A 24,996-nucleotide genomic window follows, 5' to 3' on the forward strand; every position below is an offset into this window, starting at 1 on the left:
AGGGCGATGTTCGATCACGCGATGAAGTTCGATCTGGGCGAGGATGGCGAGGCGCTGCGCGAGACGGTGCATCGCTGGGCGCAGGAGCGGCTGAAGCCCCGCGCCGCCGAGATCGACAAGTCCAACCTGTTTCCCGCCGATCTGTGGCGGGAGATGGGCGATCTGGGCCTTCTGGGCATCACCGTGCCCGAGGAATATGGCGGCGCGGGCATGGGCTATCTCGCCCATGTCGTCGCGGTCGAGGAGATCGCGCGGGCGAGCGCGAGCGTCTCGCTCAGCTACGGGGCCCATTCCAACCTCTGCGTCAACCAGATCCGGCTCAACGGCAGTGACGCGCAAAAGGCGAAATACCTGCCCAAGCTGGTTTCGGGCGAGCATGTCGGCGCGCTCGCCATGTCCGAGGCGGGGGCGGGCTCCGACGTGGTCTCGATGAGCCTGCGCGCCGATCGCGTCGATGGCGGCTGGAAGCTCAACGGCACCAAGTACTGGATCACCAACGGCCCCGACGCCGAGACGCTGGTGGTCTATGCCAAGACCGACCCGGAGGCCGGCTCCAAGGGCATCACCGCCTTCATCGTCGAGCGCGGCATGGATGGCTTCTCGACCTCCGAGCATTTCGACAAGCTCGGCATGCGCGGCTCCAACACCGCCGAGCTGGTGTTCGAGAATGTCGAGGTCCCCGAGGAGAACGTGCTGGGCGAGGTCGGGCGCGGCGTCGCCGTGCTGATGTCGGGGCTCGATTACGAGCGCGTGGTGCTGTCGGGCATCGGCACCGGCATCATGGCCGCCTGCCTCGACGAGATCATGCCCTACCTCGCCGAGCGCAAGCAGTTCGGGCGTCCGATCGGGGACTTCCAGCTGATGCAGGGCAAGATCGCCGACATCTACACCAAGCTCGGCTCGGCCCGCGCCTATGTCTACGCCGTGGCCCGCGCCTGCGACGAGGGCCGCGTGACCCGCGCCGACGCCGCGGCCTGCGTGCTCTACGCCTCCGAGGAGGCGATGGTGGTCGCGCATCAGGCGGTGCAGGCGATGGGCGGCACCGGCTTCATGAACGAAAGCGCGGTGGCCCGGATCTTCCGCGACGCCAAGCTGATGGAGATCGGCGCGGGCACCTCCGAGATCCGCCGCATGCTGATCGGGCGCGAGATGATGGGGAAGATGCGCTGATGGGCGTGCTGCGATCCGGCGTCTCGCCCTCCTCCGAGAGCTTCCGCGAGAACGCGGCCGCGCAGCGCGCCGCGATGGACACGGTGCGCGAGGCCGTCGAGGCGGCGCGCGCGGGCGGCGGCGAGCGGGCGCGCGAGCGCCACGTCTCGCGCGGCAAGCTTTTGCCCCGCGACCGCGTCACCCGGCTGCTCGATCCGGGCAGCCCGTTTCTGGAGGTCGGCGCCACGGCGGCGCATGGCCTCTATGACGGGGCCGCACCCGGGGCCGGGCTGATCGCGGGCGTGGGCCGCATCGAGGGCCAGGAGGTCATGGTGCTGTGCAACGACGCCACCGTGAAGGGCGGCACCTACTACCCGATGACGGTCAAGAAGCACCTGCGCGCGCAGGAGATCGCGGAGCAGAACCATCTGCCCTGCGTCTATCTCGTCGATTCCGGCGGGGCGAACCTGCCCAACCAGGACGAGGTCTTCCCCGACCGCGACCATTTCGGGCGGATCTTCTACAATCAGGCCCGGATGAGCGGAAAGGGCATTCCGCAGATCGCCGTCGTTATGGGATCCTGCACCGCCGGTGGCGCCTATGTGCCGGCGATGTCGGACGTGACCATCATCGTGAAGGAGCAGGGCACCATCTTCCTCGCCGGTCCGCCCTTGGTGAAGGCCGCGACGGGCGAGGTCGTCTCGGCCGAGGATCTCGGCGGCGGCGACGTGCACACGCGGCTCTCGGGCGTGGCCGACTACCTCGCCGATGACGACGCGCATGCGCTGGCGCTGGCGCGGCAGGCGGTGGCGGGGCTGAACCGCCGCAAGCCCGAGACCGTGGTGACGCAAGCGGCCGAGGCGCCGCTCTACGACGCGGAGGAGATCTTGGGCGTGGTGCCCGCCGATCCGCGCAAGCCCTATGACATCCGCGAGCTGCTGGCCCGCGTGCTCGACGGCTCGCGCCTCGACGAGTTCAAGCCGCGCTACGGCGAGACGCTGGTCACCGGCTTTGCGCATATCATGGGCATGCCGGTGGGCATCATCGCCAACAACGGCGTGCTCTTTTCCGAGGCCGCGCTCAAGGGCGCGCATTTCGTCGAACTGTGCTCGCAGCGTCGCATCCCGCTGGTGTTTTTGCAGAACATCACCGGCTTCATGGTCGGGCGCAAATACGAGGCGGGCGGCATCGCCAAGGACGGGGCCAAGCTGGTGACGGCGGTGGCCAGCACGGAAGTGCCCAAGGTGACGATGATCGTCGGCGGCTCCTACGGCGCGGGCAATTACGGCATGTGCGGCCGCGCCTACTCCCCCCGCTTCCTGTGGACATGGCCCGCGAGCCGGATCGGCGTGATGGGCGGCGAGCAGGCGGCAGGCGTCATGGCGCAGGTGCGCGGCGAGGCGCTGGAGCGACAGGGCAAGCCCTGGACCGAGGAGGAGGAATGGGCCTTCAAGCAGCCCTTGCGCGAGAAGTTCGAGGAGCAGGCGCATCCGCTCTACGCCAGCGCGCGGCTGTGGGATGACGGCATCGTCGATCCGCGCCGCACCCGTGAGGTGCTGGCGCTGTCGCTCTCGGCCGCGCTCAACGCGCCCATTCCCGACACGCGCTTCGGCGTTTTCCGGATGTGAGGCGGGCATGGTGACGATGGAGGACTTGAAGGCGCGCTACCCCGGTCTCGAAAGCTTCCGCTTCGGCGACGGGCCGGAGATGAGCGCCGAGCTGATCGCGCTGGTGCGATCGGGGGCCAAGACCGCGACCTGCGGCGCGCTGCGCGACATCAAAGCGGGCGAGCCGATGCCGGTGGTCGGTCGCCGCGACGTGGCGCTGAACTGGGACGGCAGCCCGGCGCTGATGATCGAGACGACCGAAGTCACGCAGCGCCGCTTTTGCGACATGGATGCCGATTTCGCGCTGGCCGAGGGCGAGAACGAGACGCTGGAAGGCTGGCAGGCGGACCACCGCCGCTACTTCGAGCGCAACGGGGGCTGGGAGCCCGAGATGATGCTGGTCTGCGAGAGATTCCGGCTGGTGGAGGATTTCGCCTGATGTTCGACAAGATCCTGATCGCGAACCGCGGCGAGATCGCCGCGCGGGTCATCACCACCGCCCGCCGGATGGGGCTGAAGACGGTCGCCGTGCATTCGGACGCGGATGCGGAGGCGGTGCATGTGCGGCTCGCCGACGAGGCGGTGTGCATCGGCCCGGCGCCGGTGGGCGAAAGCTACCTGAGAACCGAGGCCATCATCGAGGCCGCGCGCGCCACCGGGGCGGGCGCGATTCATCCGGGCTACGGCTTTCTCTCCGAGAACCCCGATTTCGTCGAGGCGGTCGAGGCGGCGGGGCTGGTCTTCATGGGCCCGCCCGCGAGCGCCATCCGCGCCATGGGCCTCAAGGACGCCGCCAAGACGCGGATGGAGGAGGCCGGGGTGCCGGTTGTGCCCGGCTATCACGGCGAGGGGCAGGACGCGGACCTGCTGGCCGAGGAGGCCGGGCGCATCGGCTACCCGGTGCTGATCAAGGCCCGCGCGGGCGGCGGTGGCAAGGGGATGCGGCTCGTCGAGCGGGCCGAGGATTTCGCCGACGCGCTGACGGGCGCGCAGGCCGAGGGGCTGGCCAGCTTCGGCGACGCCGCCGTTCTGGTCGAGAAATACGTCACCTCGCCGCGCCACGTGGAAATCCAGGTCTTCGCCGACAGCCACGGCAACGTCGTTCACCTGTTCGAGCGCGACTGCTCGCTGCAGCGGCGGCACCAGAAGGTGATCGAGGAGGCCCCCGCGCCGGGCATGCCCGAACATGTCCGCGCCGCGATGGGTGCGGCCGCCGTCGAGGCGGCGCGCGCCATCGGCTATGTCGGCGCGGGCACGGTGGAGTTCATCGCCGACGGCGCGCAAGGCCTGCGCGAGGACGGGTTCTGGTTCATGGAAATGAACACCCGCCTGCAGGTCGAGCATCCCGTGACCGAGGCGATCACCGGGCTCGACCTCGTCGAGTGGCAGATCCGCGTCGCGCGCGGCGAGGAACTGCCGCTGGCGCAGGACGAGCTGCGCATCGACGGCCACGCCTTCGAGGCGCGGCTCTATGCCGAGGATGCCGAGCGCGGCTTCCTGCCCGCGACGGGTCGGCTGGAGCGGCTGCGTTTTCCTGAGGCCGCGCGCTTCGAGCTGGGCGCGCTGCGTGTCGATGCGGGCGTGGTCGAGGGCGACGAGATCACCCCGCATTACGACCCGATGATCGCCAAGGTGATCGCGCATGGTGCCACGCGAGAGGAGGCGATGGCGCGACTCTCGGGCGCGCTGGAGGCCACGCAGGTCGGCGGCACGGTGACCAATCTCGGCTTTCTCGCAGCATTGCTGCGGCACGAGGGTTTCAGGGCGGGCGAGGTCGACACCGGCCTGATCGGCCGCGATCTCGACGCGCTGACCGCGAAGCCTGCGATGCCCGGCCACGTGCCGGTGCTGGCCGCGCTGGTGGCCTCCGGCCTCGACCACCCGCCCATGGGCGAGGGGCCGTGGGACGCGCTCAGGGGGTTTCGCCACTGGGGCCCATCCGAGATCCACGTGGCGCTGGAGCACGAGGGCGAGACGCTCGACGTGGCGCTTTTGCGCGACGGGCCGGGAAGCTGGCACCGCGAGGGGACAGAGACGGGCGTTTCACGTGACACCAAGGGGCTCGAGGTGACGGTCGCGGGCCGCCGGTTCCGGGCCGAGGCGGCGCGGCACGGCCAGACGGTCACCGTCTGGGACGCGGGCCGGGCCTGGGTCTTCGCCATCCCCGATCCGCTGGCCGCGGCAGAGGCCGCGGGGGCGGGCGGCAACGCCATCGCAGCACCGATGCCGGGGCTGGTGAAGCGGATGCGGGCCGAGGCCGGGCAGGCGGTCGAGAAGGGCCAGCCGCTCGCCATCCTCGAGGCGATGAAGATGGAGCACACCCTGACCGCGCCGCGCGACGGGGTGGTGGCCGAGATCCTCGCGCAGGAGGGATCGCAGGTCGCGGATGGCGACCTGCTGCTGACGCTGGAGCCGGAAGATGAGTGAACGCGCCGAGATCGTCGAGGTCGGCCCCCGCGACGGGCTGCAGAACGAGGGCCGGATCATCCCGACCGAGGCCAAGATCGAGCTGGTCGACCGGCTCTCGGCCTGCGGTTTCACCCGGATCGAGGTGACCAGCTTCGTCAACCCCAAGCGGGTGCCGCAGATGGCCGACGGCGCGCAGGTGCTGGCCGGGATCGCGCGCGACCCGTCCATCCGCTACGCGGCGTTGACGCCGAACCTGAGGGGCTTTGAGGGCGCGCGCGAGGCCGGGGCCGAGGAGGTCGCGATCTTCGCCTCGGCCTCCGAGGGGTTCAGCCAGGCCAATATCGGCTGCTCCATCGCCGAGAGCATGGAGCGCTTCGCCCCCGTCATGGAGGCCGCGACATCCGCCGGGCTGCCGGTGCGCGGCTATGTCTCCTGCGTGACGCATTGCCCCTATGACGGCGCGGTCGCCCCCGATGCGGTGGCCGATGTCGCGGCGCGGCTGGTGGAGATGGGCTGCTACGAGATCAGCCTTGGCGAAACGCTGGGCCGGGCGCTGCCCGAGGAGACGGGCGCGATGCTCGACGCCGTGCTCGGCCGCGTGCCCGCCGACAGGCTCGCCGGGCATTTCCACGACACCTCGGGCCGCGCGCTCGACAACGTCGCCGTCTGCCTCGAACGGGGGCTGCGGGTGTTCGACGCGAGCATCGGCGGGCTTGGCGGCTGCCCCTTCGCGCCGGGTGCGGCGGGCAACGTCGCGACCGAAGGGCTGGCCCTGATGCTGGAGGCGCGCGGCTACGAGACCGGGTTGGACGCAAAACGGCTGGCCGAGACGGCGGCTTTCGCCAAGGAATTGCGCGCATGAGCTACGAGACGCTGGAGCTGGAGGCCGATGATCGCGGCGTGCTCACCGTCACGCTGAACGCGCCCGAGCGGCGCAACGCGCTCTCGGCGCGGATGATGGACGAGCTGACGGCGCTGTCGCGGGCCGAAGGGGCAGAGGCGCGCGCCGTGGTGCTGCGCGGCGCGGGAGAGGTGTTCTGTGCGGGCGGGGACCTCACATGGATGCAGGCGCAGATCCGCGCCGACCGCGAGGGGCGGCGCGCCGAGGCGCGGCGGCTGGCGGGCATGCTCGACGCGCTCAACACCATGCCCAGCCCGCTGATCGGGCGGGTGCATGGCGGCGCCTATGGCGGTGGCGTCGGGCTCGCCTGCATCTGCGACGTGGTGGTGGCCGAGGAGGCCACCCGCTTCGGCTTTACCGAGACCAGGCTCGGCATCATTCCCGCGACCATCTCGCCTTACGTGCTCGCGCGGATGGGCGAGGGGCAGGCGCGGCAGGTCTTCATGTCGGCGCGGATCTTCGGCGCCGATGAGGCCGTGCGGCTCGGCATCGCGACGCGGGCCGTGGCGGCGGCCGATCTCGACGCGGCGGTCGAGGCCGAGGTCGCGCCCTATCTGAAGATCGCGCGGGGGGCCGCGGCGCGGGCCAAGGCGCTGGCCCGCAGCCTCGGCCCCCGCATCGACGAGGCGGTGATCGAGGCCACGATCGACCGGCTGGTCGAGGCTTGGGAAAGCCCCGAGGCCGAGGAGGGGATCGCGGCTTTCCTGGAGAAACGCCCGGCGCGCTGGTCATGAGCGCCGCGCCCATTGACGCCGCCCCCGCCGGTCGAGAGGATCGCCGCCGGGGATGGGGCGCGATGGGCGAGACGATCACACTGGACGACACCGACCGGCGGCTCCTGCGGCTCTTGCAGGCCGAGCCCGACCTCACCCTGCGCGAGGTCGGCGAACGGCTCGGCCTGTCGCACACGCCCTGCTGGCGCAGGCTGGCGCGGATGCGCGAGGCGGGCGTGATCGAGGAGCGGCGGCACATCGTCGATCCCGTCGCCGCGGGATTCGAGATCACCGTGTTCTGCGCCGTGCGGATGAACGGCCACAGCCGCGAGCACCTCGAGGAATTCGAGGCCGCCGTGGCGGGCATCGCCGAGGTGGTGCAGTGCTACTCGGTCTCGGGCGATCACGACTACCTGCTGCGGGTGCTCGCGCGCTCCATCCGGCATTACGAGAGCACGGTGAAGAACGCGCTGGTGCAGCTGCCGCATGTGCTCTCGATCTCCACCAGCGTGACGCTGCGCGAGATCAAGAACACCACCGACGTGCCGCTCTAGGCGTCGCGCGCCAGCCGGAGCCCGCTCATCTGCCAGCGCCGGTCGGGGTGAAAGAAGTTGCGGTAGCTGTGGCGCATCTGCGCGCGCGGCGTGGCGCAGGAGCCACCGCGCAGCACGTACTGGTTCACCATGAACTTGCCGTTGTATTCGCCGATCGCGCCCTCGGGCGGGCGGAACCCGGGATAGGGGTCGAAGCCGCTGCGGGTCCATTCCCAGACATCGCCATGCATCTGCCGCAGGCCCTCGCCCGGCCGGGCGGGCAGCGGGCGCAGCGCGCCGTCATCCATGAAGTTGCCGGCGATCTCGCTGCCCTGCGCCGCGACCTCCCACTCGGCCTCGGTCGGCAGCCTTGCCCCCGCCCAGCGCGCGAAGGCCTCGGCCTCGTAGAAGCTCACATGCACCACCGGGGCGTTCGGATCGACGGGCTGCGCTCCGCGCGCGGTGAAGCTCCACCATGCGCCGTCCTGCTTCCACCAGTAGAGCGGCGCGTCCCACTCCCCGGACTGCGCGCGCGCATGCCCCTCCATCAGCCAGTGCCGGGCATCGCCATAGCCGCCATCCTCGATGAAGGCGATCCATTCGGCGTTGGTCACGGGGCGGTTGGCCAGCTCATAGGGCCGCAGCAGCACCTCGTGGCGCGGCCCTTCGCAGTCATAGGCGAAGCCTTCGCCCGCATGGCCGATCTCGCGGATGCCGCCGCCGAAGCCGATCCATTCGCGCGGCAGCGGCTCGGACAGGGCGCGCGGCTCGGGCGCGCGGATCGCGGGCATCAGCGGGTTGAAGGACAGCGCGTGCAGCAGGTCGGTGAGCAGCAGTTCCTGGTGCTGCATCTCGTGGTGACAGCCCAGCGTGGTCAGCTCCGCCACCTCTTCGTCGCCCTGCGCCAGCAGATCCCCCATCGCCGCCTCGACATGGGCGCGGTAGTCCATCACCTCGGCCACTGTGGGGCGGGTGATCAGCCCGCGCTGCGAGCGGGCGTGCCGCGGCCCGGCCTGCACGTAGTAGGAGTTGAACAGGAAGGCGAAGCGCTCGTCGGGCGAGGCATAGCCAGCCACCTTCTCGCGCAGGATGAACTGCTCGAAGAACCACGAGGTATGGGCGAGGTGCCACTTGGTGGGCGAGGCGTCCTCCATCGATTGCACCACCATGTCCTCGGGCGCGAGATCGGCCACGAGCTCGCGGCTTCGGGCGCGGGTCGCGCGAAATAGGTCGTGCGTGTCGGCGGGGGCGGGCCGGGTGGCTGTCTGCATGAAATTCCCTCGTTCTGCTCTCGCGGAACGCGCGGAGAATGGCGGGGTTCCTGAGGTTTGGAGCCTGCGACCCGAGACCTTCGCTCGAGACCTTCGTCCGTGCCGCACGGACGCGGCGTCGCCGGAACCCGCCGCCCGGAGCCCCGGTTGCCCTGCAAAGGAGAAACGCATGACCGACCCCCGCCCCGAGACCGTCTACGCGGCGGGGACGCCGACCAACAAGGTGCCGATCCGCGATCTCGGCGTGATCGGCGACCGCCGCAGCGCCGCCGTGATCGACCGGATGGGCCGCATCCTGTGGTACTGCCCCTGCCGCTTCGACGGGCCGAGCCTTCTGGCCGGGCTGCTCGATCCCGATGGCGGCGAATGGCGGATCGAGATGGAGGGGTCGGAGCCGGGGCCGCGCCGCTATCTCGATGGCAGCGGCATGCTGGAGACCACGATCCGCGCGCCGGAGGGCGATCTGGTGGTGCTCGACTGGATGACCTCCGGCCCGCAGGCGCCGACCGGGGTGCTGTTGCGCGAATTCGCCGCGGCCCCCGCCGATGTGCGGGTCGTGCTCGATGCGCGCCCGGGCTATGGGCGCGGAACGGCCTCGCTGGAGGCGATGGAGACGGGCGTTTCGGTTGCGGGGATGGGCCTGCAGGGCTCGCATCCGCTGCGGATCGAAGCGCATCGCGTGGTGATGGACCTGCCTGCGGGCGAGGCGGGCTGGATGCTGCTGGCGGATGCGCCGCAGGCCCAAGCCGACCGCGCGACGCTCGACAATTGGCGCGGCCATACGCTGGGCCATTGGCGCGGGCTCGACGAGGCGGTCGATTACGAAGGTGTTTTCGCCAATGAGGTCCGCCACTCCTTGCGCGCGATCCGGCTGTGCACCCACGAGGAAAGCGGCGCCACCGTCGCCGCCGTGACCACCTCGCTGCCCGAGATCGCGGGGGGCGGGCGCAACTGGGACTATCGCTATGTCTGGTTGCGCGACGCGGGCATGATCGTCTCGGCGCTGTTGCGCCTGTGTCAAAAAGACAGCGAGGGCGAGCAATACCTGAAGTTCATCTGCCGCTGCACCGGCACATCCGAGAAATATCCCATGGCGGTGTTCACCGATCTCGACTGCGAAACCGCGCCGCCCGAGACCGAGCTGCCCCTCGCGGGCTGGCGCGGCTCGCGGCCCGTGCGCATCGGCAATGGCGCCGCCGACCAGCTTCAGCTCGACGCCTATGCCAACGTGGCGCTGGCCGCGAAGCTGCTCTACCGCGAGGGGCGCTCTGACGATCACGCCCATTGGGACGTGGTGTCCGACATCTGCGATTTCCTCGCCAAGAGCTGGGACCGGCCCGACCACGGCATCTGGGAGGAGACGCCGCCCAAGCCCTATGTCTCGGGCAAGGTCGTCGCCGCCTGCGCGCTGGAATCGGCGGCCGCCTATGCCAATGAGGCCGAGGCCGCCCGCTGGCGCGCCGCGGCGGGCGAGATCCGCGACTGGGTCGCGCAAAACGGGCTGACCTCGGAGGGGGCCTATGCCGTCTATCCCGGCGCGGAAGAGGTGGATGTGACCGCGGCGCTGTTCCCTGTCTGGGATTACTGCGCCGCCGACACGCCCGAGATGATCGCCACGATGAAGGCGCTGGAGCGCGACTGGAGCCCCGATGGCAGGCTCTATCACCGCCGGCTCGAATGCGATGACGGCCGGCGCGAGGGGGTCTTCATCGCCGCCGGCTTCTGGGTCGCGCAATACTGGGTGATGCGCGGCGAACTGGAGCGGGCGCAAGCCATCATCGCGGCCAATGTCGCGCAGGCCAACGATCTCGGCCTGTTCTCCGAAGAAGCCGATCCGCGCAGCGGCGAGATGCTGGGCAATATCCCGCAGGCCTTTGCCCATGCCGGGCTGATCGGCGCGGTGATCGACCTGAACCGCGCGCTCGACGCATCTGCATGAGAAATCGAACGGCTCGGGCTTTCGCGGGTTGTCACCCCGACAGATGACACACCAGACGCGGAGACGAACATGACTTCGACCAGCGACTATGTCTATGACCACGTCCAGGCCAGCACCCTGAACAAGGACATGGCGTTCCGCCCCGGCACGCCGGGGCCGGGCGACCGGCTGCCGGTCTTCGACCTGCCCGCCGCCACCGGCGGGCGCATCCGCAGCCACGCCATCACCGGCAACAAGCCGATGCTGCTGGTCACCGGCTCCTATACCTGTCCGATGACCGCGGCCTCGAACCCCGCGATGAAGAAGCTGCACCGCCGCTATGGCGGGCAGGTCGTCTTCGTCATGCTGCATGTGCGCGAGGCGCATCCCGGCGAGCGCTTCGATCAGCCGCACGACATGGACGCCAAGATCCGCAACGCCCGCATCCTCAAGGAGCGCGACAGCCTGCCCTGGGCCGTGGCGGTGGACGACACCCAAGGCACGCTGCACAAGCAGCTCGACGAAAAGCCCAACGCGGTCTGGCTGACCGACCGGGAGGGCACGGTGGTCTATCGCGGTCTCTGGGCGGGCGATGACGAAAGCCTCGCCGATGCGCTGGAGGCGGTGTCGAAGGGCCGGATGCCGAAGAAACGCGAGAGCACGTCCCGGCTCAAGCCGATGGCGGCGGGCATCGGCGTGATGCGCGAGGTCACCCAGCGCTCGGGCAAGCGGGCCGAGGCCGATCTGTGGAAGGCGGCGCCCCCGGTCGCGGCGCTGGCGCGCATCGCCGATCTCTACCGCCCGCTGCCGCCGCATTGGCGCACCGCCGCCGCGGCCGCGACGATCGGGCTCGGCGCCACGGCGCTGATCGGCGCGCTGTCCTCGGCGCGCAAGCCCAAGCGCCGTCGCTAGGGGCAGGGCCCGCGCCACCCCGCTCCGGCGACATACCGCCGGGACGGGGTGGCGCTCTGCCATGGGCCATGCATTATGCGCGCCGACCGGCCCCGCCGCCTGTCACGGGCCCGTCATGCCGGCCTGCCAGGCCGGGGCCAGCATGAACCGGAGGCATCACATGAAGATCGCGATTCTCGGCGGCGACGGTTTCGTCGGCTGGCCGACCTGCCTGCACCTGTCCGAGCAGGGCCACGAGATCCACATTCTCGACAATCTCAGCCGCCGCTGGATCGACACCGAGCTGGGCGTGCAGTCGCTCACCCCGATGGATTCGATCCAGGAGCGCTGCCGGATCTGGCACGAGGTGACGGGGCGGCGGCTCAATTTCCACCTGATCGACCTCGCGAAGGAATACGAGCGGCTGAAATCCTGGCTGGCCGAGGAGAAGCCCGACGCCGTCATCCATTTCGCCGAGCAGCGCGCCGCGCCCTATTCGATGAAGTCCGACCGCCACAAGGTCTATACGGTCAACAACAACACCAACGCGACGCACAACCTGCTCGCGGCATTGGTCGAGACCGGCATCGATGCGCATCTGCTGCATCTCGGGACCATGGGCGTCTATGGCTATTCCAGCGTCGGCGCGGCGATCCCCGAGGGCTATCTCGACGTCGAGGTCGAGACGCTTTCGGGCGAGAAGGCGCAACAGGAGATCCTCTACCCGACCAAACCCGGCTCGGTCTATCACATGACCAAGAGCCTCGATCAGATCCTGTTCCAGTTCTATGCCCAGAATGACGGGCTCAGGATCACCGACCTGCATCAGGGCATCGTCTGGGGCACCCATACCGACCAGACCCGCCGCCACGAGCAGCTGATCAACCGCTTCGATTACGACGGCGATTACGGCACGGTGCTCAACCGCTTCCTGATCCAGGCGGCGATCGGCCACCCGCTCACGGTGCATGGCACCGGCGGTCAGACGCGCGCCTTCATCCATATCCAGGATTCGGTGCGCTGCATCGAGCTGGCGCTGAATGAGGCGCCGAAATCGGGCGAACGGGTGCGCATCTTCAACCAGATGACCGAGACGCACCGCGTGCGCGACCTGGCCGAGCTGGTGGCGAAGAAGACCGGGGCCGAGATCGCCTACCTGCCCAACCCGCGCAAGGAGGCCGAGGAGAACGACCTCGTGGTGAAGAACGAGAAATTCCTGAAGCTGGGCCTCGATCCGATCACCCTGCAGGAGGGGCTGTTGGACGAGGTGGTCGAGGTGGCGAAGAAATACGCGCACCGCATCGACCGGAGCCGCGTGCCGGCCGTCTCCGCCTGGACCCGCGATCTCGGCGCGCGGGTCGAGCGCGACCCCGAGGGCCGGGCGCTGCGCACCGTCTCGTGAGCGAGGGGCTGAGAGCGGAAGGCCCGGCGCAGAGCCGCCGGGCCTATGTCACGCTGGTCACCAATGCCGATTTCGCGCGGGGCGCGGGGGCGCTCCTGCGCTCCTTGCGGCTGACCGGGACGACGGCGGATCTCGTGGTGCTGCATACCGGCGGCGTGGGCGAGGTCGATCTCGCGCCGCTCAGGGCGCGTGGCGCGCGGCTGGTGGCGACCGAGCTGCTGCCGACGAGCGACGCCTTCAACGCCGCCCATGCGCGCGAGGCGCTGCATGGCGCGGCCCCCTTCACCAAGGGCGAGAAGCCCGCCTTCCACACGCCCTTGGACAATTTCGCCAAGCTCAGGCTGTGGCAACTCGACTATGACCGCGTGGTGTTCCTCGACGCCGACACGCTGGTGCTGCGCAATATCGACAGCCTCTTCGACTACCCCGAGTTCTGCGCCGCGCCGAATGTCTATGAGAGCCTCGCCGATTTCCATCGGATGAATTCGGGCGTCTTCACCGCGCGGCCCGATCCGGTGACCTTTGAGGCCATGCTGGAGCGTCTCGACGCGCCCGGCGCCTTCTGGCGGCGCACGGACCAGACCTTTCTGCAGGAGGTCTTCCCCGATTGGCACGGCCTGCCGGTGACCTGCAACATGCTGCAATATGTCTGGTTCAACCTGCCGGAGCTGTGGAGGTGGGAGCAGATCAAGGTGCTGCATTTCCAGTACGAGAAGCCGTGGCAGGACCACGCCAAATCCGACCGGCTGCGGGTGCTGATTAATCTGTGGCGCGCCTATGCGGGCGACGGGCCGGTGCCCGATCTCGCCGATCTGCCGGACCCGGCATGAGGCTGGCGCTGACCGGCGCGTCCGGGCTGGTGGGGCGGTTCCTGCTCACAGGCCTCGCCGCGCGCGGCCACGAGGTGGTGGCGCTCGGGCGGCGGTCCGTGGAGGGGCATGAACACCGGCCATGGGCGCTGGGGCAGGCGGCGCCGCTCGCGGGCTGCGAGGCGCTGGTGCACGCGGCCTTCAGCCATGCGCCCGGGCGCTACCGCGGCGGCGAGGGCGACGACCCGGAGGGGTTTCTCGCCCGCAATTGCGACGGCTCTCTCAGGCTCTTCGAGGAAGCCCGCCGCGCCGGGCTGTCGCGCGCGGTGTTCCTGTCGAGCCGCGCGGTCTATGGCGACTACCCGCCCGGCACGGTGCTGGCCGAGACCCTGCCGCCCCGCCCCGATACGCTCTATGGCGAGATGAAGTGGCAGGTGGAGCAGGGGCTCTCGGCGCTGGCGCGGTCCGGTTTCGCCACCGCCAGCCTGCGGGCCACCGGCATCTACGGCCCGGGCGAGGGCCACAAGTGGGAGGGGCTGTTCGGCGCTTTCCTCGCGGGCGAGGAGATTGAGCCGCGCGTGGCGACCGAGCTGCATGGCGACGACCTCGCCGCCGCCGTGGCGCTTTTGCTGGAGGCGCCGGAGGCGGCGCTGGCATTACGCAGCTTCAATGCCTCGGACATCATCCTCGACCGGCGCGACCTGCTCGCGCGCATCGCGCGGATCACGGGGCAAAGCCCGGCATTGCCCGCGCGCGCCGACGCCGCCCGCGTCAGCGCCATGCGCTGCGACCGGCTGCGGGGCCTGGGCTGGCGGCCGCGCGGGGAGGAGGGGCTCGACGCCGCGCTGCGCGCGATGCTCTAGCGCGCCGGGCCGGTGAGCCGGTTGACATGGCCCATCTTGCGGCCCGGACGGGCCTCGGCCTTGCCATAGAGATGCAGCGCCGACTGCGTGGCGGCGATCTCCGGCACCCGGTCGATATCGTCGCCGATCAGGTTCTCCATAACCACGTCCGAGTGCCGCGCCCCGTCGCCCAGCGGCCAGCCCGCCACGGCGCGGATGTGCTGTTCGAACTGGTCGATCAGGCAGCCATCCTGCGTCCAGTGGCCCGAATTGTGCACCCGCGGCGCGATCTCGTTGACCACGAGGCCTTGGGGCGTGACGAAAAGCTCCACCCCCATGACGCCGACATAATCGAGCTCGGTCAGGATCTTCGCGGCCAGGAGCACCGCATCGGTGCGCTGCGAGGCCGAAAGCCGCGCCGGAACGGTGGTCTCGCGCAGGATGCCGTCCTCGTGCCGGTTCTCGCCCGGATCGAAGCAGGCGACCGCCCCGTCGAGCCCGCGCGCGCCGATCACGCTGACCTCGTGGGAGAACTCGACGAAGCCTTCGAGGATGGCGGGCGCGCCGTTCATCTCCGCGAGTGCGGCGGCGGCGTCCTCCGCCGCCATGATCCGCGCCTGCCCCTTGCCGTCATAGCCGAAGCGGCGGGTCTTGAGGATCGCGGGCGCGCCGATGCGCTCCAGCGCCGCATCGAGCGAGGCGGCGTCGTCGACCATGGCATAGGGCGCGGTGGCAAGGCCGAGATCGCGCAGGAAATCCTTCTCGTCGATCCGGTCCTGGCTCACCGCCAGGGCCCGGCGGTTCGGGCGGATCGGCACGATGCTCTCGATCAGGTCGAGCGAGGCCGCGGGCACGTTCTCGAACTCGTAGGTGACGACGTCGACGGCTTCGGCGAAGGCCGTGAGCGCGGCCTCGTCGTCCCAGGCGGCGGTGGTGGCCCGGGCCGACACCTCGGCGGCGGGGCCGTCCGGGGCCGGGTCGTAGACATGGCATTTCAGGCCGAGCCGAGAGGCCGCGACGGCGAGCATCCGGCCAAGCTGGCCGCCGCCCAGGATGCCGATGGTCGAGCCGGGGGCGAGCGCGTCAGTCATCGGAGGGCTCCTCGGGGATGGAGGCGGAAAGCGCGGCGCGCCAATTGTCGAGACGCTGGGCGAGGGCGGGGTCCTGCAGCGCGAGGATGCCCGCCGCCATCAGCCCGGCATTGGCCGCGCCCGGCGCGCCGATCGCCATTGTGGCGACCGGAAAGCCGCGCGGCATCTGCAGGATGGAATAGAGCGAGTCGACGCCCGACAGCGCCCGGGTCTGCACCGGCACGCCGATCACCGGCACGCGCGTCTTCGACGCCATCATGCCCGGCAGATGCGCCGCACCCCCCGCGCCCGCGATGATGACCTGCAGGCCCCGCTCCACCGCCGATCTGCCATAGTCCCACAGCCGGTCGGGGGTGCGGTGCGCCGAGACGATCTTCGTCTCGTGCTCCACGCCCAGCTCGTCGAGCATCTGCGCGGCCTCGCGCATCGTCGCCCAGTCCGACTGGCTGCCCATGATGATGCCGATCTTCGCGCCCATCCGCCGTTCCCTTCGCTGCCGTTGGGGCGGGGTTACACCGGGGCGGGACGCGACGGCAAGCGGATCGCGCGCTCAGGCGATGATGTCGGGAAAGATGCGGTCCTCGATCCGGGCGATCTTGTCCTTGAGCATCAGCTTCTGCTTCTTGAGCCGGCGCAGCTGCAGCATGTCGGCGCCGCCGCGCGCCTCGAGCGCCTCGATCGCCTCGTCGAGGTCGCGATGCTCGCGCCGAAGCACTTCGAGCTCCACCCGCAGCACCTCGTCCTCATCCATTTTCGCCGAGTTGTTCATGCAGCTGCCCCATGTCTTTTGGCCATCATAGAAGTTGCACCCGGCGCCGCCTAGCCCCGGCACTTGCAAGGCGGAATTCCGCCTCCCATATTGAGGGTCAGGCGGCTGCCGATTGCCGGGGTCGCTGACGGACGGTCGCTTGGGCAAGAGGACATGTCGCATGACGAAGCTCACACTGGGGACGCACCCCTTCCTTCTGGGGTTCGAACAGCTCGAAAGGCTGGTCGAACGCACCGCGAAGGCGTCGGGAGACGGGTATCCACCCTATAACATCGAGCAGACCTCGGATCGCTCCTACCGGATCACGCTTGCCGTGGCCGGGTTTGCCGAAGGCGACCTGTCGATCACGGTCGAGGACAGCCAGCTCGTGGTGCGCGGACGCCAGTCCGACGCCGCCGAGGAGCGGGTGTTCCTGCATCGCGGCATCGCCGCGCGCCAGTTCCAGCGCAGCTTCGTGCTCGCCGACGGCGTCGAGGTGAGCGGCGCGGTGATGGAGAACGGCCTGTTGCATATCGACCTGTCCCGTCAGCCCGCCGACAGCGTCGTGCAGACGATCCGCATCAAGAGGAGTGGAAAATGAACACGCAATTCCGCCACCACAAGCTCTCGGAAGACGACGAAAGCCGGCTCGTCTATGTCAAACCGGTCAGCGTGGCCGATCTGCCCGAGGAAGTGCGCGAACAGGCCGATGGCCTCGAGGTGCTCTTCGCCGTGCATGACAGCGATGGCCAGCAGCTCGCCCTCGTGGCCGATCGCGGCCTCGCCTTCACCCTGGCGCGCCAGCACGACATGCAGCCCGTGACGCTGCACTGAGCGGCCAGCAACGATACGGCAACGAAAAAGGCGCGCCCCGCGGGGCGCGCCTTTCGCTTGTCGGTGGTGCGATCAGCCCGCGATCAGGCCCATCTGCTCGAGCTTCAGGATCACCTGATGCGCGCAGTTGTCGACATCGGTGCCCTCGGTCTCGACCCGCAGCTCGGGGCTCTCGGGCACGTCGTAGGGGTCCGAGATGCCGGTGAACTCCTTGATCTTGCCCTCGCGGGCGAGCTTGTAGAGCCCCTTGCGGTCGCGGCGCTCGCATTCCTCGATCGAGGTGGCGACATGCACCTCGATGAAGGCACCGAAGTTCTCGATGTCCTCGCGCACGGCACGGCGCGTCGCGGCATAGGGCGCGATCGGCGCGCAGATCGCGATGCCGCCATTCTTGGTGATCTCGCTCGCCACATAGCCGATGCGGCGGATGTTGAGATCGCGGTGCTCCTTGGAGAAGCCCAGCTCGGAGGAGAGGTTCTTGCGCACGATGTCGCCGTCGAGCAGCGTCACCGGCCGGCCGCCCATCTCCATCAGCTTGACCATCAGCGCGTTGGCGATGGTCGACTTGCCCGAGCCGGAGAAGCCGGTGAAGAACACGGTGAAGCCCTGCTTGGCGCGCGGCGGCTTGGTGCGGCGCAGCTCCTTGACCACCTCGGGGAAGGAGAACCAGTCGGGGATCTCGATCCCCTCGGCAAGGCGGCGGCGCAGCTCGGTGCCCGAGATGTTGAGCACGGTCGAGCCCTCGGGCACCTCGTCGATCGGGTAGTACTGCGCCTTCTCCTGCACATAGACCATGTGCTTGAAGTCGACCATCTCGATGCCGACCTCCTCCTGGTGCTGGCGCACCAGCTCCTGCGCGTCATAGGGGCCGTAGAAATCCTCGCCCTGGCTGTTCTTGCCCGGGCCGGCATGGTCGCGGCCGACGATGAAGTGCGTGAGGCCGTGGTTCTTGCGGATGATCGCGTGCCACAGCGCCTCGCGCGGGCCGCCCATGCGCATGGCGAGGTTCAGCAGCGACAGATGCGTGGTCGAGGAGGGGTACTTGTCGAGCACCGCCTCGTAGCAGCGTACGCGGGTGAAGTGATCGACATCGCCCGGCTTGGTCATGCCGACGACCGGGTGGATCAGCAGGTTGGCCTGGGCTTCCTTGGCGGCGCGGAAGGTCAGCTCCTGATGCGCGCGGTGCAGCGGGTTGCGGGTCTGGAAGGCGACGATCTTGCGCCAGCCCATCTTGCGGAAATAGGCGCGCAGCTCGTTGGGCGTGTCGCGGCGGGCGCGGAAATCGTAATGCACCGGCTGCTGGATGCCGGTGACCGGGCCGCCAAGATAGATCTTGCCAGCATGGTTGTGCAGGTAGTTCACCGCCGGATGCGCGGAATCGTCGGCGCCGAAGACCTTCTCGGCCTCGCGCGACTTGTTGGGCTCCCACTTGTCGGTGACCGTCATGGTGGCGAGGATCACGCCCTCCTGGTCGCGCAGGGCGATGTCCTGACCCAGCTCGACCGTCTCGGCGAATTTCTCGGAAACGTCGAGCGTGACCGGCATCGGCCAGAGCGCGCCATCCTTGGTGCGCATCGTCTCGACGACGCTGTCGTAGTCTTCCTCGGTGAGGAAGCCCTTGAGCGGGTTGAAGCCGCCATTCATCAGAAGCTCGAGATCGCAGATCTGGCGCGGCGTCAGGTCGTGCGACATGAGGTTGCCGGCCTCGACCTTGAGCTTCTGGGCGGACTCGTACGAGACGTAGAGTTCGGGGATCGGGGCGAGGTTCGAGGCCATCAAAACAATTCTCCAGGGGCCGGGGGACTGATGCCGCTCCTAGACCGCGCCGAAGCCACTATTCAAGTGTCGTGACAGGAGAAACGAACCGTTTTCCACCGAAGGCAGGGCTTGGGGAACAGACCGGCATGCCGGGCCCGCCACGGCGAACGCTTCGCCTAGCAATCGGGCGCAGGCGGAACCCATCGGCGCGGTGGGCCGGCCTTGCGCAGCCCCGTTGTCCCGAACAAAGCCACATGGCCATGCTCGGGCGACTTGCGCGAAGGGTAGAGAAAACCGTCCAGCCCCTTGGCGCGCATCCGGTCGGACAGCTGCCAGCTGCGCACCGCGCGGCCTTCGGCCCGCGCCTCGGCCCAGCGCGACACGAGATCCCGGGGATCGACGCCCAGCGCCGCGCAGGCCATGGGATCGCGCAGATCCGCCAGGGCCGGCACTGCCAGTTGCAGCGGCCAGATCCACCGCGCGGGGTCGTTCGGGGTCAGGTACGAAGCCAGCGCCACGCCCGCACCCTCGGGGCTCAGCGAGGCATAAAGCGCGGGCTGCCCGTCATGGTGAAAGCGGCCCATGGGCGAGCCGACGAGAGCGAGCGGGTCGGCGCCTTCGGCGCAGATGCGCCAGAGCCGACCCGCGAAGGGGCGGACATGCACCGCCGCTCTCGTCACTTGGCGTCGGCGGCCTCGGGTGCGCCGTAGCCCAAGGGCAGCGTCTCGTCCTTGGAATGGCCCGCGACTTCGGCGGCGTTGCCATGCTCGGCAAGGAACTTCTCGGCATCGAGCGCCGCCATGCAACCCATGCCCGCCGAGGTCACGGCCTGGCGGTAGACATGGTCGGTCAGGTCGCCCGCGGCGAAGACGCCGGGGATCGAGGTGCGGGTGGAGCCCGGCTCGACCTTCACATAGCCGCCATGCTGCGTCTCGAGCTGGTCCTTGACCAGCTCCGAGGCGGGGGCGTGGCCGATGGCGATGAACACGCCCTTGGCCGGGATCTCGGTGATCTCGCCGCTGCGCACATCCCGGGCGCGCACGCCGCTGACGCCCTTGGGGGTGTCGTCGCCCACGACCTCCTCGATCTCGTGATGCCACAGCGTCTCGACCTTGGGGTGCTCGAACAGGCGCTTTTGCAGCACCATCTCGGCGCGCAGCTCGTCGCGGCGGTGAATGAGCGTGACCTTGGAGGCGAAGTTGGTCAGAAACAGCGCCTCCTCCACGGCGGTGTTGCCGCCGCCGACCACGACGATCTCCTGACCGCGGTAGAAGAAGCCGTCGCAGGTTGCGCAGGCCGAGACGCCGAAGCCCTTGAAGGCCTCCTCGGAGGGCAGGCCGAGCCACTTGGCGCGCGCGCCGGTGGCGAGGATCACCGCCTCGGCCACGTATTCGGTGCCGCTGTCGCCGCGGGCGACGAAGGGGCGCTTCGAAAGGTCGAGATCGGTGATGATGTCGGTGATCACCTCCGCGCCCATCTCGCGCGCATGGCCCTCCATCCGCATCATCAGCTCGGGGCCCTGCACGGTCGCGTCGCCGGGCCAGTTCTCGACATCGGTGGTGGTGGTGAGCTGGCCGCCCGGCTCGAGCCCCTGCACGAGGATCGGCTTCAGCATCGCGCGGCTGGCATAGACCGCGGCGGTGTAGCCCGCGGGCCCCGAACCGATGATGAGAACCCTGGTGTCGCGGCGCGTGGTCATGGGACATCCCCTTGCAAGCCTGAAGTCGGCTGCATATAGCCACTGTCCCTGTCGGTGCAAACCCCCGGTGGGCGCGGTGCGAAGACGAAGCGGCAGCGACGTCACGGGCCGGGTCACAATGTTGCGCGCGTTCGCAATATTCTTGCGCTTGGGGCGCGGAGCGCCTAGGTCGGACGCAACATTCACGGAGACGATGATGCCCGGGGCGAAACTCGACGAGATCGACAGGATGATCCTGGCCGAGCTGCAGGCCGATGGCCGGATGACCAATGTGGAGCTGGCGCGCCGCGTCGGCATTTCCGCGCCGCCCTGCCTGCGGCGGGTGCGCACGCTCGAAGAGCAGGGCTACATTCGCGGCTACCACGCGGACGTGGACCCGCGCGAGCTGGGATTCGACGTGTCGGTCTTCGTCATGGTGCGGCTGGTGAGCCAGTCGGAGGCCGAGCTGTCGGCCTTCGAGGCGCGCTGCGGCGGCTGGCCGCTGGTGCGCGAGTGCCACATGCTCAATGGCGAGGTGGATTTCATCCTCAAATGCGTGGCGCCCGACCTGCGCAGCTTCCAGTCCTTCCTGACCGGCGAGCTGACGGCCGCGCCCAACGTGGCGAGCGTCAAGACCTCGCTCGTCATCCGCAACGCCAAGGCCGAGCCGGGCGTGCCCTTCGACGTGCTGGAGGCACGGCTGGCGCGCAAGGCCTGAGGCGCGGGGCCGCTCAGGCGACCATGTCGAGCTCGGCCAGCCGCACGCGGGGCAGGGCAGGGGGGCCGAGATCCTCGATCCGGTCCAGATGCGGAAAACACGACAGGAACAGGCCGCGCTGCTCGGGCGCGAGCCGGGCGAGCTGCGTCGGGCAGGGGTGATAGCTCGCGATCTCGACGCCATTGGCGAGCAGGCGTTCGTGCCGCTCGAAACCGAGATGAAACACGGCCACGGCGGAAGGCGGGGCCAGCTCGGCCACGCCCATCCCGTCGATGAGATCGCGCGCGGGGAGGGCCGCGGCGCGGTGCCCGGTGATCCGCTCGATCGCGGCGCCGTGGCGCACGAGCTGCGCCATCGGCCCGAGCACGAGGTCATGCATCGGCCGGGCGATGCCCAGCGCATCGGCCGAGATCCGCGTCAGCCGCCCCATCTCGGGCGACTGGCCCGCCACGCCCGCCACCAGCGTCGTCGCGCCGCGCCACAAGAGCGTGCGAAAGCCCCGATCCACGGTCCTGACCCGGTCGCCGGGCAGCAGGTCCTCGACCGCGACGAGGCCGCGTTCGGTCGGGATCTGCGCGCCGCGGGCAAAGGCGGCGACGGCCTCCTCGAAGATCGGGATCGCCGGCACCCGGCGCGTCGTCTCGACGATGTCGCCGGGATGGTTCGGGCAGAGCGTGAGGATCTCGATGCGCCGCATCAGGCCGTGATTTGGTCTCGGAGACGTATCACAGGCAAGTGCGGGAAGCGCCGCGCCGGCGCGCGCCGGTACGGTCTGGGGCAGCAAGGGCATGGCCATGCGATTACCTTTCGGTCGTCACATCGGCTGTCGGCCCCCACCGACAACATCCGAAGATGATGGATTACGCGTGCCAAGATGGGGCCACCGGGGGCGTCTGTCAAAGACCCGGCCCGAAACGGTCTGTTTCGGCGCGGCGATGGAACGCCATGCCCGACAGGCTCAGAGCCGGATCGCCGCGATCAGCCGTCCGTAATCGGCCTCGCGCGCATGGGTGGCGCGGCGATAGCTGAAGAAGCGGTCGGGGTCCGAATAGGTGCAATGCCGCGTCCATTCGGCCGAGGCGATCCCGGCCGCGTGCAGGCGGGCTAGGCCGAAGCCCGGCAGGTCGAACAGCAGCCGGTCGCCCTTGCCTTGGGCGAAATGCCGCCCCGCCCCGGGATCTTCGGCCATGAAGGCCTCGAGCAGCTCGGGGCCGACCTCATAGCAGCGCTGGCTGATCGAGGGGCCGATCACGGCATGGATGCGCTCGCGCCGGGCGCCGAGCGCCACCATGGCGTCGATCGTCGCGTCGAGCACGCCCGCCAGCGCGCCCTTCCACCCGGCATGGGCCGCGCCGATCACCTGCGCCTCGCGATCGGCGAAAAGCACGGGCTGGCAATCGGCGGTGAGGATGGTGAGCGCGAGGCCCGGCGTGGCGGTGACCAGCGCGTCGGCGCGCGGCTTGTCGGAAAGGGGGGCGTCCACCGTGACGACATCCGCCGAATGGACCTGGTGCACACCGATCAGCGCCTCGGGCACGACGCCCATCGCCTGCGCGACCTTGCCACGATTGATGCGAACCGCCTCGTGCTGGTCCGAGCTGCCCGGCCCGCAGTTGAGCCCGGCGAAGACGCCCGACGAGGCCCCCCCCGCGCGGCCGAAGAAGCCGTGGCGCAGCGGCGCGAGGCTTTGGGAGGTGATGATGTCGAGCGGTGTGGCTGCGTTCACGTCTCGGTTCCGGGTGGCGGCGGCATGTTGCACGGATGAAGTGCGGCTACCTTGAACAGGTCGCCCATTTCCGCCGGGTGGGTCAAGCGCCGATGCGCGGCGACATGGGCTTCGAGTGCGGCGCCATCGAGCCGCGCGGCCAGCGCCTGCGCCCGCGCGGTGATGCCGAGCCGTTCGAGAAACACGCCCTGCGGCACCGGCCCGGCGCAGGCGGCGGGGGCGGCGGCGCGGGCGAGGGCGGCGAAATCCACATGCGCCGTGAGGTCGGCCTGCCCCGGCCTGCCCAACGGATCGACCTTTTCGTGGCCGCGCACCGCCTGAAAGCTGTCGCCGGTCGCGCCGCGCCCGCCGTAATCGACGATCAGCGCGGCGCCGCCATTGGCGGCGATGCGCGCGCCGATCTCGCCTACCAGCGCCGGCAGGGCGGGAGAGGTCTCGACCATGTCGCCATCCTCGGTGTCGTCGAGGCGGTGCTCCAGCTCGGCCAGCGGCACCGGCGCGGTCAGGCCGAAGACGAGCGCGTCGCCCTCGCGACCCACCACCCGCTCGCGCCAGCCCGCGCCGTCGCGGACGAATTGCCGGATCGGCAGCGCGTCGAAGAACTCGTTAGCGACCATGAAGAGCGGCAGGTCGCCGGGGATCTGGTCGAGCCGGTCGTGCCAGGTGGCATGGGGCAGCTTCCCGGCCTGCGCGGCGCGCAGGGCGGGCGAGGCCTCGATGAGATGCAGGCGCAGGCCGTCGTGGAAGCCCGGAACGCGGGCGGTGGCGCGCAGCATGTCGGCCATCAGCGTGCCGCGCCCCGGGCCGGGTTCGGCGAGGATGAAGGGCGCGGGCGCGCCCTGATCGAGCCAGGCCTGCGCCAGCGCAAGGCCCATCAGCTCGCCGAACATCTGGCTGATCTCGGGGGCGGTGGTGAAATCGCCCTCCGCGCCGAGCGGGTCGCGGGTGGTGTAGTAGCCGTGCTCGGGGTGCAGCAGGCATTCGGTCATGTATTCGGCGATGCTGATCGGCCCGGTGGCCGCGATGCGCCGCAGCAGGATCTCGCGCAGCGCCGTCATGCCGGGGCCGCGCGGCGGCGTCTTGCATGGGCGATCACCGCCACCCCGGCGAGGATCATCGGCAGCGACAGGATCTGCCCCATGGTCAGCCCCCAGCCATCGACATGCAGCGCGAGGCCGAGCGGGTTGCCGGGGCTGACGAATTGCGCGTCGGGCTGGCGCACGAACTCCACGAGGAAGCGCCCGATGCCGTAGACGAGAAAGAAGGTGCCCGACAGGAGCCATGGCCGCTTCAGCGCGCCCCAGCGGAACGCCATCAGCACGAACAGCACCAGAAGGAACAGCCCCTCGATCCCCGCCTCGTAGAGCTGCGAGGGATGGCGGGCGCAGGCGCCGACCACGCCCGCGCAATCCTGCGCCGCGGCGCCCGGGAAGATCACGCCCCAGGGCAGGTCGGTCGGGCGGCCCCAGAGCTCGGCATTGATGAAATTGGCCAGCCGCCCCAGAAGGATCGCGGGGGGCGTGGCGAGCGCGATGGTGTCGGCCACGCCGCCCAGCGGCAGCTTGTGGCGGCGCGCGAAGATCAGAATCGCGAGGATCACGCCGATGAAGCCGCCATGGAACGACATGCCGCCCTGCCACAAAAAGGGGATCTCCCATGGGTGCGACAGGTAGTAGCCGGGCTGGTAGAGCAGCGTGTAGCCCAGCCGCCCGCCGCCGATGATGCCGAGGATGATCCAGCTCAGCAGGTTTTCGAGCTCGGGCGGGGTCATGGCGGGGCGGTCGGCGGGCCACAGGCCGGGCCGCCTGAGCGCCGCGACGGAGATCCGCCAGCCCGCGATGATGCCGACGATATAGGCCAGCGCGTACCAGCGCAGCGCGAATTCGAACCCGCCGAGCGAGATCGAGAAGACCTCGGGCGAGATCTCGGGGAAGGGGATGCCATTCATGGCGCGATACCTGCGGTTCTGTCCGGCGGATTGTCAATCCACGGCCCCGC

The 24,996-nt window shown here is 69.7% G+C and carries 26 protein-coding genes; 15 read left to right on the forward strand and 11 right to left on the reverse strand.

Annotated elements, in window-relative coordinates:
- Nucleotides 1-6: 6 nt before the first annotated feature.
- The 7 genes from CJ301_RS13495 to CJ301_RS13525 all read left to right on the forward strand — a co-directional run bounded on the left by CJ301_RS13495 (nucleotide 7) and on the right by CJ301_RS13525 (nucleotide 7,333).
- Entirely contained in the window at nucleotides 7-1,170 is a 1,164-nt protein-coding gene (locus tag CJ301_RS13495; RefSeq protein WP_099277913.1) for an isovaleryl-CoA dehydrogenase, read from the forward strand.
- Nucleotides 1,170-2,777 carry a carboxyl transferase domain-containing protein gene (locus CJ301_RS13500; protein WP_099277914.1) on the forward strand — a complete coding sequence of 536 codons (1,608 nt, stop codon included), beginning with the start codon at nucleotides 1,170-1,172 and terminating at the stop codon, nucleotides 2,775-2,777. Before CJ301_RS13495 ends, CJ301_RS13500 begins: the two co-directional genes overlap by 1 nt.
- A 7-nt stretch (nucleotides 2,778-2,784) precedes the next feature.
- On the forward strand, nucleotides 2,785-3,195 hold the full coding sequence (locus CJ301_RS13505; RefSeq protein ID WP_099277915.1) for an ASCH domain-containing protein: 411 nt from the start codon (nucleotides 2,785-2,787) through the stop codon (nucleotides 3,193-3,195).
- Nucleotides 3,195-5,183, forward strand: coding sequence for an acetyl/propionyl/methylcrotonyl-CoA carboxylase subunit alpha (locus tag CJ301_RS13510; protein ID WP_099277916.1), 1,989 nt, complete (start codon nucleotides 3,195-3,197; stop codon nucleotides 5,181-5,183). The genes CJ301_RS13505 and CJ301_RS13510 overlap by 1 nt, the downstream gene beginning before the upstream one ends.
- Nucleotides 5,176-6,027 (forward strand): hydroxymethylglutaryl-CoA lyase, encoded by an 852-nt coding sequence (locus tag CJ301_RS13515; RefSeq protein WP_099277917.1) that lies wholly within the window; start codon nucleotides 5,176-5,178, stop codon nucleotides 6,025-6,027. The genes CJ301_RS13510 and CJ301_RS13515 overlap by 8 nt, the downstream gene beginning before the upstream one ends.
- A complete protein-coding gene (locus CJ301_RS13520; protein ID WP_099277918.1) occupies nucleotides 6,024-6,800 on the forward strand; it encodes a crotonase/enoyl-CoA hydratase family protein in 777 nt (258 codons plus the stop codon). The genes CJ301_RS13515 and CJ301_RS13520 overlap by 4 nt, the downstream gene beginning before the upstream one ends.
- A gap of 62 nt (nucleotides 6,801-6,862) precedes the next feature.
- Nucleotides 6,863-7,333, forward strand: coding sequence for an Lrp/AsnC family transcriptional regulator (locus CJ301_RS13525; RefSeq protein WP_099277919.1), 471 nt, complete (start codon nucleotides 6,863-6,865; stop codon nucleotides 7,331-7,333).
- Here the strand turns inward: CJ301_RS13525 and egtB are convergent.
- Nucleotides 7,330-8,583, reverse strand: coding sequence for an ergothioneine biosynthesis protein EgtB (gene egtB, locus CJ301_RS13530; protein ID WP_099277920.1), 1,254 nt, complete (start codon nucleotides 8,581-8,583; stop codon nucleotides 7,330-7,332). The two genes, CJ301_RS13525 and egtB, sit on opposite strands and share 4 nt — an antisense overlap.
- A 169-nt stretch (nucleotides 8,584-8,752) precedes the next feature.
- Between egtB and CJ301_RS13535 the strand changes: the two genes are divergently transcribed.
- The 5 genes from CJ301_RS13535 (at nucleotide 8,753) to CJ301_RS13555 (ending at nucleotide 14,466) form a co-directional block, all read left to right on the forward strand.
- Nucleotides 8,753-10,522, forward strand: coding sequence for a glycoside hydrolase family 15 protein (locus CJ301_RS13535; RefSeq protein WP_099277921.1), 1,770 nt, complete (start codon nucleotides 8,753-8,755; stop codon nucleotides 10,520-10,522).
- Between the two features lie 69 nt (nucleotides 10,523-10,591).
- Entirely contained in the window at nucleotides 10,592-11,413 is an 822-nt protein-coding gene (locus CJ301_RS13540) for a deiodinase-like protein (protein ID WP_099277922.1), read from the forward strand.
- 160 nt (nucleotides 11,414-11,573) lie between these two features.
- Nucleotides 11,574-12,794 carry an NAD-dependent epimerase/dehydratase family protein gene (locus tag CJ301_RS13545; protein WP_099277923.1) on the forward strand — a complete coding sequence of 407 codons (1,221 nt, stop codon included), beginning with the start codon at nucleotides 11,574-11,576 and terminating at the stop codon, nucleotides 12,792-12,794.
- Nucleotides 12,791-13,624 carry a glycosyltransferase gene (locus CJ301_RS13550; RefSeq protein ID WP_099277924.1) on the forward strand — a complete coding sequence of 278 codons (834 nt, stop codon included), beginning with the start codon at nucleotides 12,791-12,793 and terminating at the stop codon, nucleotides 13,622-13,624. Before CJ301_RS13545 ends, CJ301_RS13550 begins: the two co-directional genes overlap by 4 nt.
- The gene (locus CJ301_RS13555; protein ID WP_099277925.1) at nucleotides 13,621-14,466 is read left to right on the forward strand and encodes an NAD-dependent epimerase/dehydratase family protein; all 846 of its coding nucleotides are present in this window, start codon (nucleotides 13,621-13,623) and stop codon (nucleotides 14,464-14,466) included. Before CJ301_RS13550 ends, CJ301_RS13555 begins: the two co-directional genes overlap by 4 nt.
- Here CJ301_RS13555 and CJ301_RS13560 read toward each other — a convergent pair.
- The 3 genes from CJ301_RS13560 to CJ301_RS13570 form a co-directional block, all read right to left on the reverse strand.
- A complete protein-coding gene (locus CJ301_RS13560) occupies nucleotides 14,463-15,536 on the reverse strand; it encodes a 5-(carboxyamino)imidazole ribonucleotide synthase (RefSeq protein ID WP_099277926.1) in 1,074 nt (357 codons plus the stop codon). The two genes, CJ301_RS13555 and CJ301_RS13560, sit on opposite strands and share 4 nt — an antisense overlap.
- On the reverse strand, nucleotides 15,529-16,014 hold the full coding sequence (gene purE, locus CJ301_RS13565; protein WP_099277927.1) for a 5-(carboxyamino)imidazole ribonucleotide mutase: 486 nt from the start codon (nucleotides 16,012-16,014) through the stop codon (nucleotides 15,529-15,531). Before purE ends, CJ301_RS13560 begins: the two co-directional genes overlap by 8 nt.
- Before the next feature lie 72 nt (nucleotides 16,015-16,086).
- On the reverse strand, nucleotides 16,087-16,305 hold the full coding sequence (locus tag CJ301_RS13570; RefSeq protein WP_099277928.1) for a YdcH family protein: 219 nt from the start codon (nucleotides 16,303-16,305) through the stop codon (nucleotides 16,087-16,089).
- Between the two features lie 160 nt (nucleotides 16,306-16,465).
- On the opposite strand from CJ301_RS13570, the gene CJ301_RS13575 reads away from it, so the two are divergent.
- Complete coding sequence (locus CJ301_RS13575) at nucleotides 16,466-16,885, forward strand: Hsp20 family protein (protein WP_099277929.1); 420 nt, start codon at nucleotides 16,466-16,468, stop codon at nucleotides 16,883-16,885.
- The gene (locus CJ301_RS13580; protein ID WP_099277930.1) at nucleotides 16,882-17,118 is read left to right on the forward strand and encodes a DUF1150 family protein; all 237 of its coding nucleotides are present in this window, start codon (nucleotides 16,882-16,884) and stop codon (nucleotides 17,116-17,118) included. Before CJ301_RS13575 ends, CJ301_RS13580 begins: the two co-directional genes overlap by 4 nt.
- Nucleotides 17,119-17,190: 72 nt before the next feature.
- Here the strand turns inward: CJ301_RS13580 and CJ301_RS13585 are convergent, their stop codons facing one another.
- From CJ301_RS13585 to trxB, 3 genes are all read right to left on the reverse strand, one after another.
- Nucleotides 17,191-18,894 (reverse strand): bifunctional sulfate adenylyltransferase/adenylylsulfate kinase, encoded by a 1,704-nt coding sequence (locus CJ301_RS13585; protein ID WP_099277931.1) that lies wholly within the window; start codon nucleotides 18,892-18,894, stop codon nucleotides 17,191-17,193.
- Nucleotides 18,895-19,052: 158 nt separating this feature from the next.
- Nucleotides 19,053-19,541, reverse strand: coding sequence for an RES family NAD+ phosphorylase (locus tag CJ301_RS13590; protein WP_162620531.1), 489 nt, complete (start codon nucleotides 19,539-19,541; stop codon nucleotides 19,053-19,055).
- Between the two features lie 11 nt (nucleotides 19,542-19,552).
- Entirely contained in the window at nucleotides 19,553-20,575 is a 1,023-nt protein-coding gene (gene trxB, locus CJ301_RS13595) for a thioredoxin-disulfide reductase (RefSeq protein ID WP_099277933.1), read from the reverse strand.
- Between the two features lie 196 nt (nucleotides 20,576-20,771).
- On the opposite strand from trxB, the gene CJ301_RS13600 reads away from it, so the two are divergent.
- The gene (locus CJ301_RS13600) at nucleotides 20,772-21,272 is read left to right on the forward strand and encodes an Lrp/AsnC family transcriptional regulator (RefSeq protein WP_099277934.1); all 501 of its coding nucleotides are present in this window, start codon (nucleotides 20,772-20,774) and stop codon (nucleotides 21,270-21,272) included.
- Between the two features lie 13 nt (nucleotides 21,273-21,285).
- Here the strand turns inward: CJ301_RS13600 and CJ301_RS13605 are convergent, their stop codons facing one another.
- From CJ301_RS13605 to lgt, 4 genes are all read right to left on the reverse strand, one after another.
- Nucleotides 21,286-21,969, reverse strand: a complete 684-nt coding sequence (locus tag CJ301_RS13605; RefSeq protein WP_099277935.1) for a Hint domain-containing protein — start codon at nucleotides 21,967-21,969, stop codon at nucleotides 21,286-21,288.
- A gap of 261 nt (nucleotides 21,970-22,230) precedes the next feature.
- Nucleotides 22,231-22,998, reverse strand: coding sequence for a peptidoglycan editing factor PgeF (gene pgeF / locus CJ301_RS13610; protein ID WP_099277936.1), 768 nt, complete (start codon nucleotides 22,996-22,998; stop codon nucleotides 22,231-22,233).
- Complete coding sequence (locus CJ301_RS13615) at nucleotides 22,995-24,056, reverse strand: class I SAM-dependent methyltransferase (RefSeq protein ID WP_099277937.1); 1,062 nt, start codon at nucleotides 24,054-24,056, stop codon at nucleotides 22,995-22,997. The genes pgeF and CJ301_RS13615 overlap by 4 nt, the downstream gene beginning before the upstream one ends.
- Nucleotides 24,053-24,946 carry a prolipoprotein diacylglyceryl transferase gene (lgt, locus tag CJ301_RS13620; RefSeq protein ID WP_099277938.1) on the reverse strand — a complete coding sequence of 298 codons (894 nt, stop codon included), beginning with the start codon at nucleotides 24,944-24,946 and terminating at the stop codon, nucleotides 24,053-24,055. The genes CJ301_RS13615 and lgt overlap by 4 nt, the downstream gene beginning before the upstream one ends.
- Nucleotides 24,947-24,996: the final 50 nt, after the last annotated feature.

It is taken from the genome of Limimaricola cinnabarinus, assembly GCF_002723615.1.
Taxonomy (GTDB): domain Bacteria; phylum Pseudomonadota; class Alphaproteobacteria; order Rhodobacterales; family Rhodobacteraceae; genus Limimaricola; species Limimaricola cinnabarinus_B.

Bases quoted from the DNA above. Each gene is read 5' to 3' on its own strand.
- CJ301_RS13500 (WP_099277914.1), top strand. From the start codon at position 1,170: ATGGGCGTGCTGCGATCCGGCGTCTCGCCCTCCTCCGAGAGCTTCCGC.
- CJ301_RS13545 (WP_099277923.1), top strand. From the start codon at position 11,574: ATGAAGATCGCGATTCTCGGCGGCGACGGTTTCGTCGGCTGGCCGACC.
- CJ301_RS13560 (WP_099277926.1), bottom strand. From the start codon at position 15,536: ATGACTGACGCGCTCGCCCCCGGCTCGACCATCGGCATCCTGGGCGGC.
- CJ301_RS13615 (WP_099277937.1), bottom strand. From the start codon at position 24,056: ATGACGGCGCTGCGCGAGATCCTGCTGCGGCGCATCGCGGCCACCGGG.
- egtB (WP_099277920.1), bottom strand. From the start codon at position 8,583: ATGCAGACAGCCACCCGGCCCGCCCCCGCCGACACGCACGACCTATTT.
- CJ301_RS13510 (WP_099277916.1), top strand. From the start codon at position 3,195: ATGTTCGACAAGATCCTGATCGCGAACCGCGGCGAGATCGCCGCGCGG.
- CJ301_RS13600 (WP_099277934.1), top strand. From the start codon at position 20,772: ATGCCCGGGGCGAAACTCGACGAGATCGACAGGATGATCCTGGCCGAG.
- CJ301_RS13605 (WP_099277935.1), bottom strand. From the start codon at position 21,969: ATGCGGCGCATCGAGATCCTCACGCTCTGCCCGAACCATCCCGGCGAC.
- CJ301_RS13505 (WP_099277915.1), top strand. From the start codon at position 2,785: ATGGTGACGATGGAGGACTTGAAGGCGCGCTACCCCGGTCTCGAAAGC.
- CJ301_RS13585 (WP_099277931.1), bottom strand. From the start codon at position 18,894: ATGGCCTCGAACCTCGCCCCGATCCCCGAACTCTACGTCTCGTACGAG.
- CJ301_RS13540 (WP_099277922.1), top strand. From the start codon at position 10,592: ATGACTTCGACCAGCGACTATGTCTATGACCACGTCCAGGCCAGCACC.
- purE (WP_099277927.1), bottom strand. From the start codon at position 16,014: ATGGGCGCGAAGATCGGCATCATCATGGGCAGCCAGTCGGACTGGGCG.
- CJ301_RS13575 (WP_099277929.1), top strand. From the start codon at position 16,466: ATGACGAAGCTCACACTGGGGACGCACCCCTTCCTTCTGGGGTTCGAA.
- CJ301_RS13570 (WP_099277928.1), bottom strand. From the start codon at position 16,305: ATGAACAACTCGGCGAAAATGGATGAGGACGAGGTGCTGCGGGTGGAG.
- CJ301_RS13535 (WP_099277921.1), top strand. From the start codon at position 8,753: ATGACCGACCCCCGCCCCGAGACCGTCTACGCGGCGGGGACGCCGACC.
- CJ301_RS13515 (WP_099277917.1), top strand. From the start codon at position 5,176: ATGAGTGAACGCGCCGAGATCGTCGAGGTCGGCCCCCGCGACGGGCTG.
- CJ301_RS13580 (WP_099277930.1), top strand. From the start codon at position 16,882: ATGAACACGCAATTCCGCCACCACAAGCTCTCGGAAGACGACGAAAGC.
- trxB (WP_099277933.1), bottom strand. From the start codon at position 20,575: ATGACCACGCGCCGCGACACCAGGGTTCTCATCATCGGTTCGGGGCCC.
- CJ301_RS13555 (WP_099277925.1), top strand. From the start codon at position 13,621: ATGAGGCTGGCGCTGACCGGCGCGTCCGGGCTGGTGGGGCGGTTCCTG.
- CJ301_RS13525 (WP_099277919.1), top strand. From the start codon at position 6,863: ATGGGCGAGACGATCACACTGGACGACACCGACCGGCGGCTCCTGCGG.
- CJ301_RS13520 (WP_099277918.1), top strand. From the start codon at position 6,024: ATGAGCTACGAGACGCTGGAGCTGGAGGCCGATGATCGCGGCGTGCTC.
- lgt (WP_099277938.1), bottom strand. From the start codon at position 24,946: ATGAATGGCATCCCCTTCCCCGAGATCTCGCCCGAGGTCTTCTCGATC.
- CJ301_RS13495 (WP_099277913.1), top strand. From the start codon at position 7: ATGTTCGATCACGCGATGAAGTTCGATCTGGGCGAGGATGGCGAGGCG.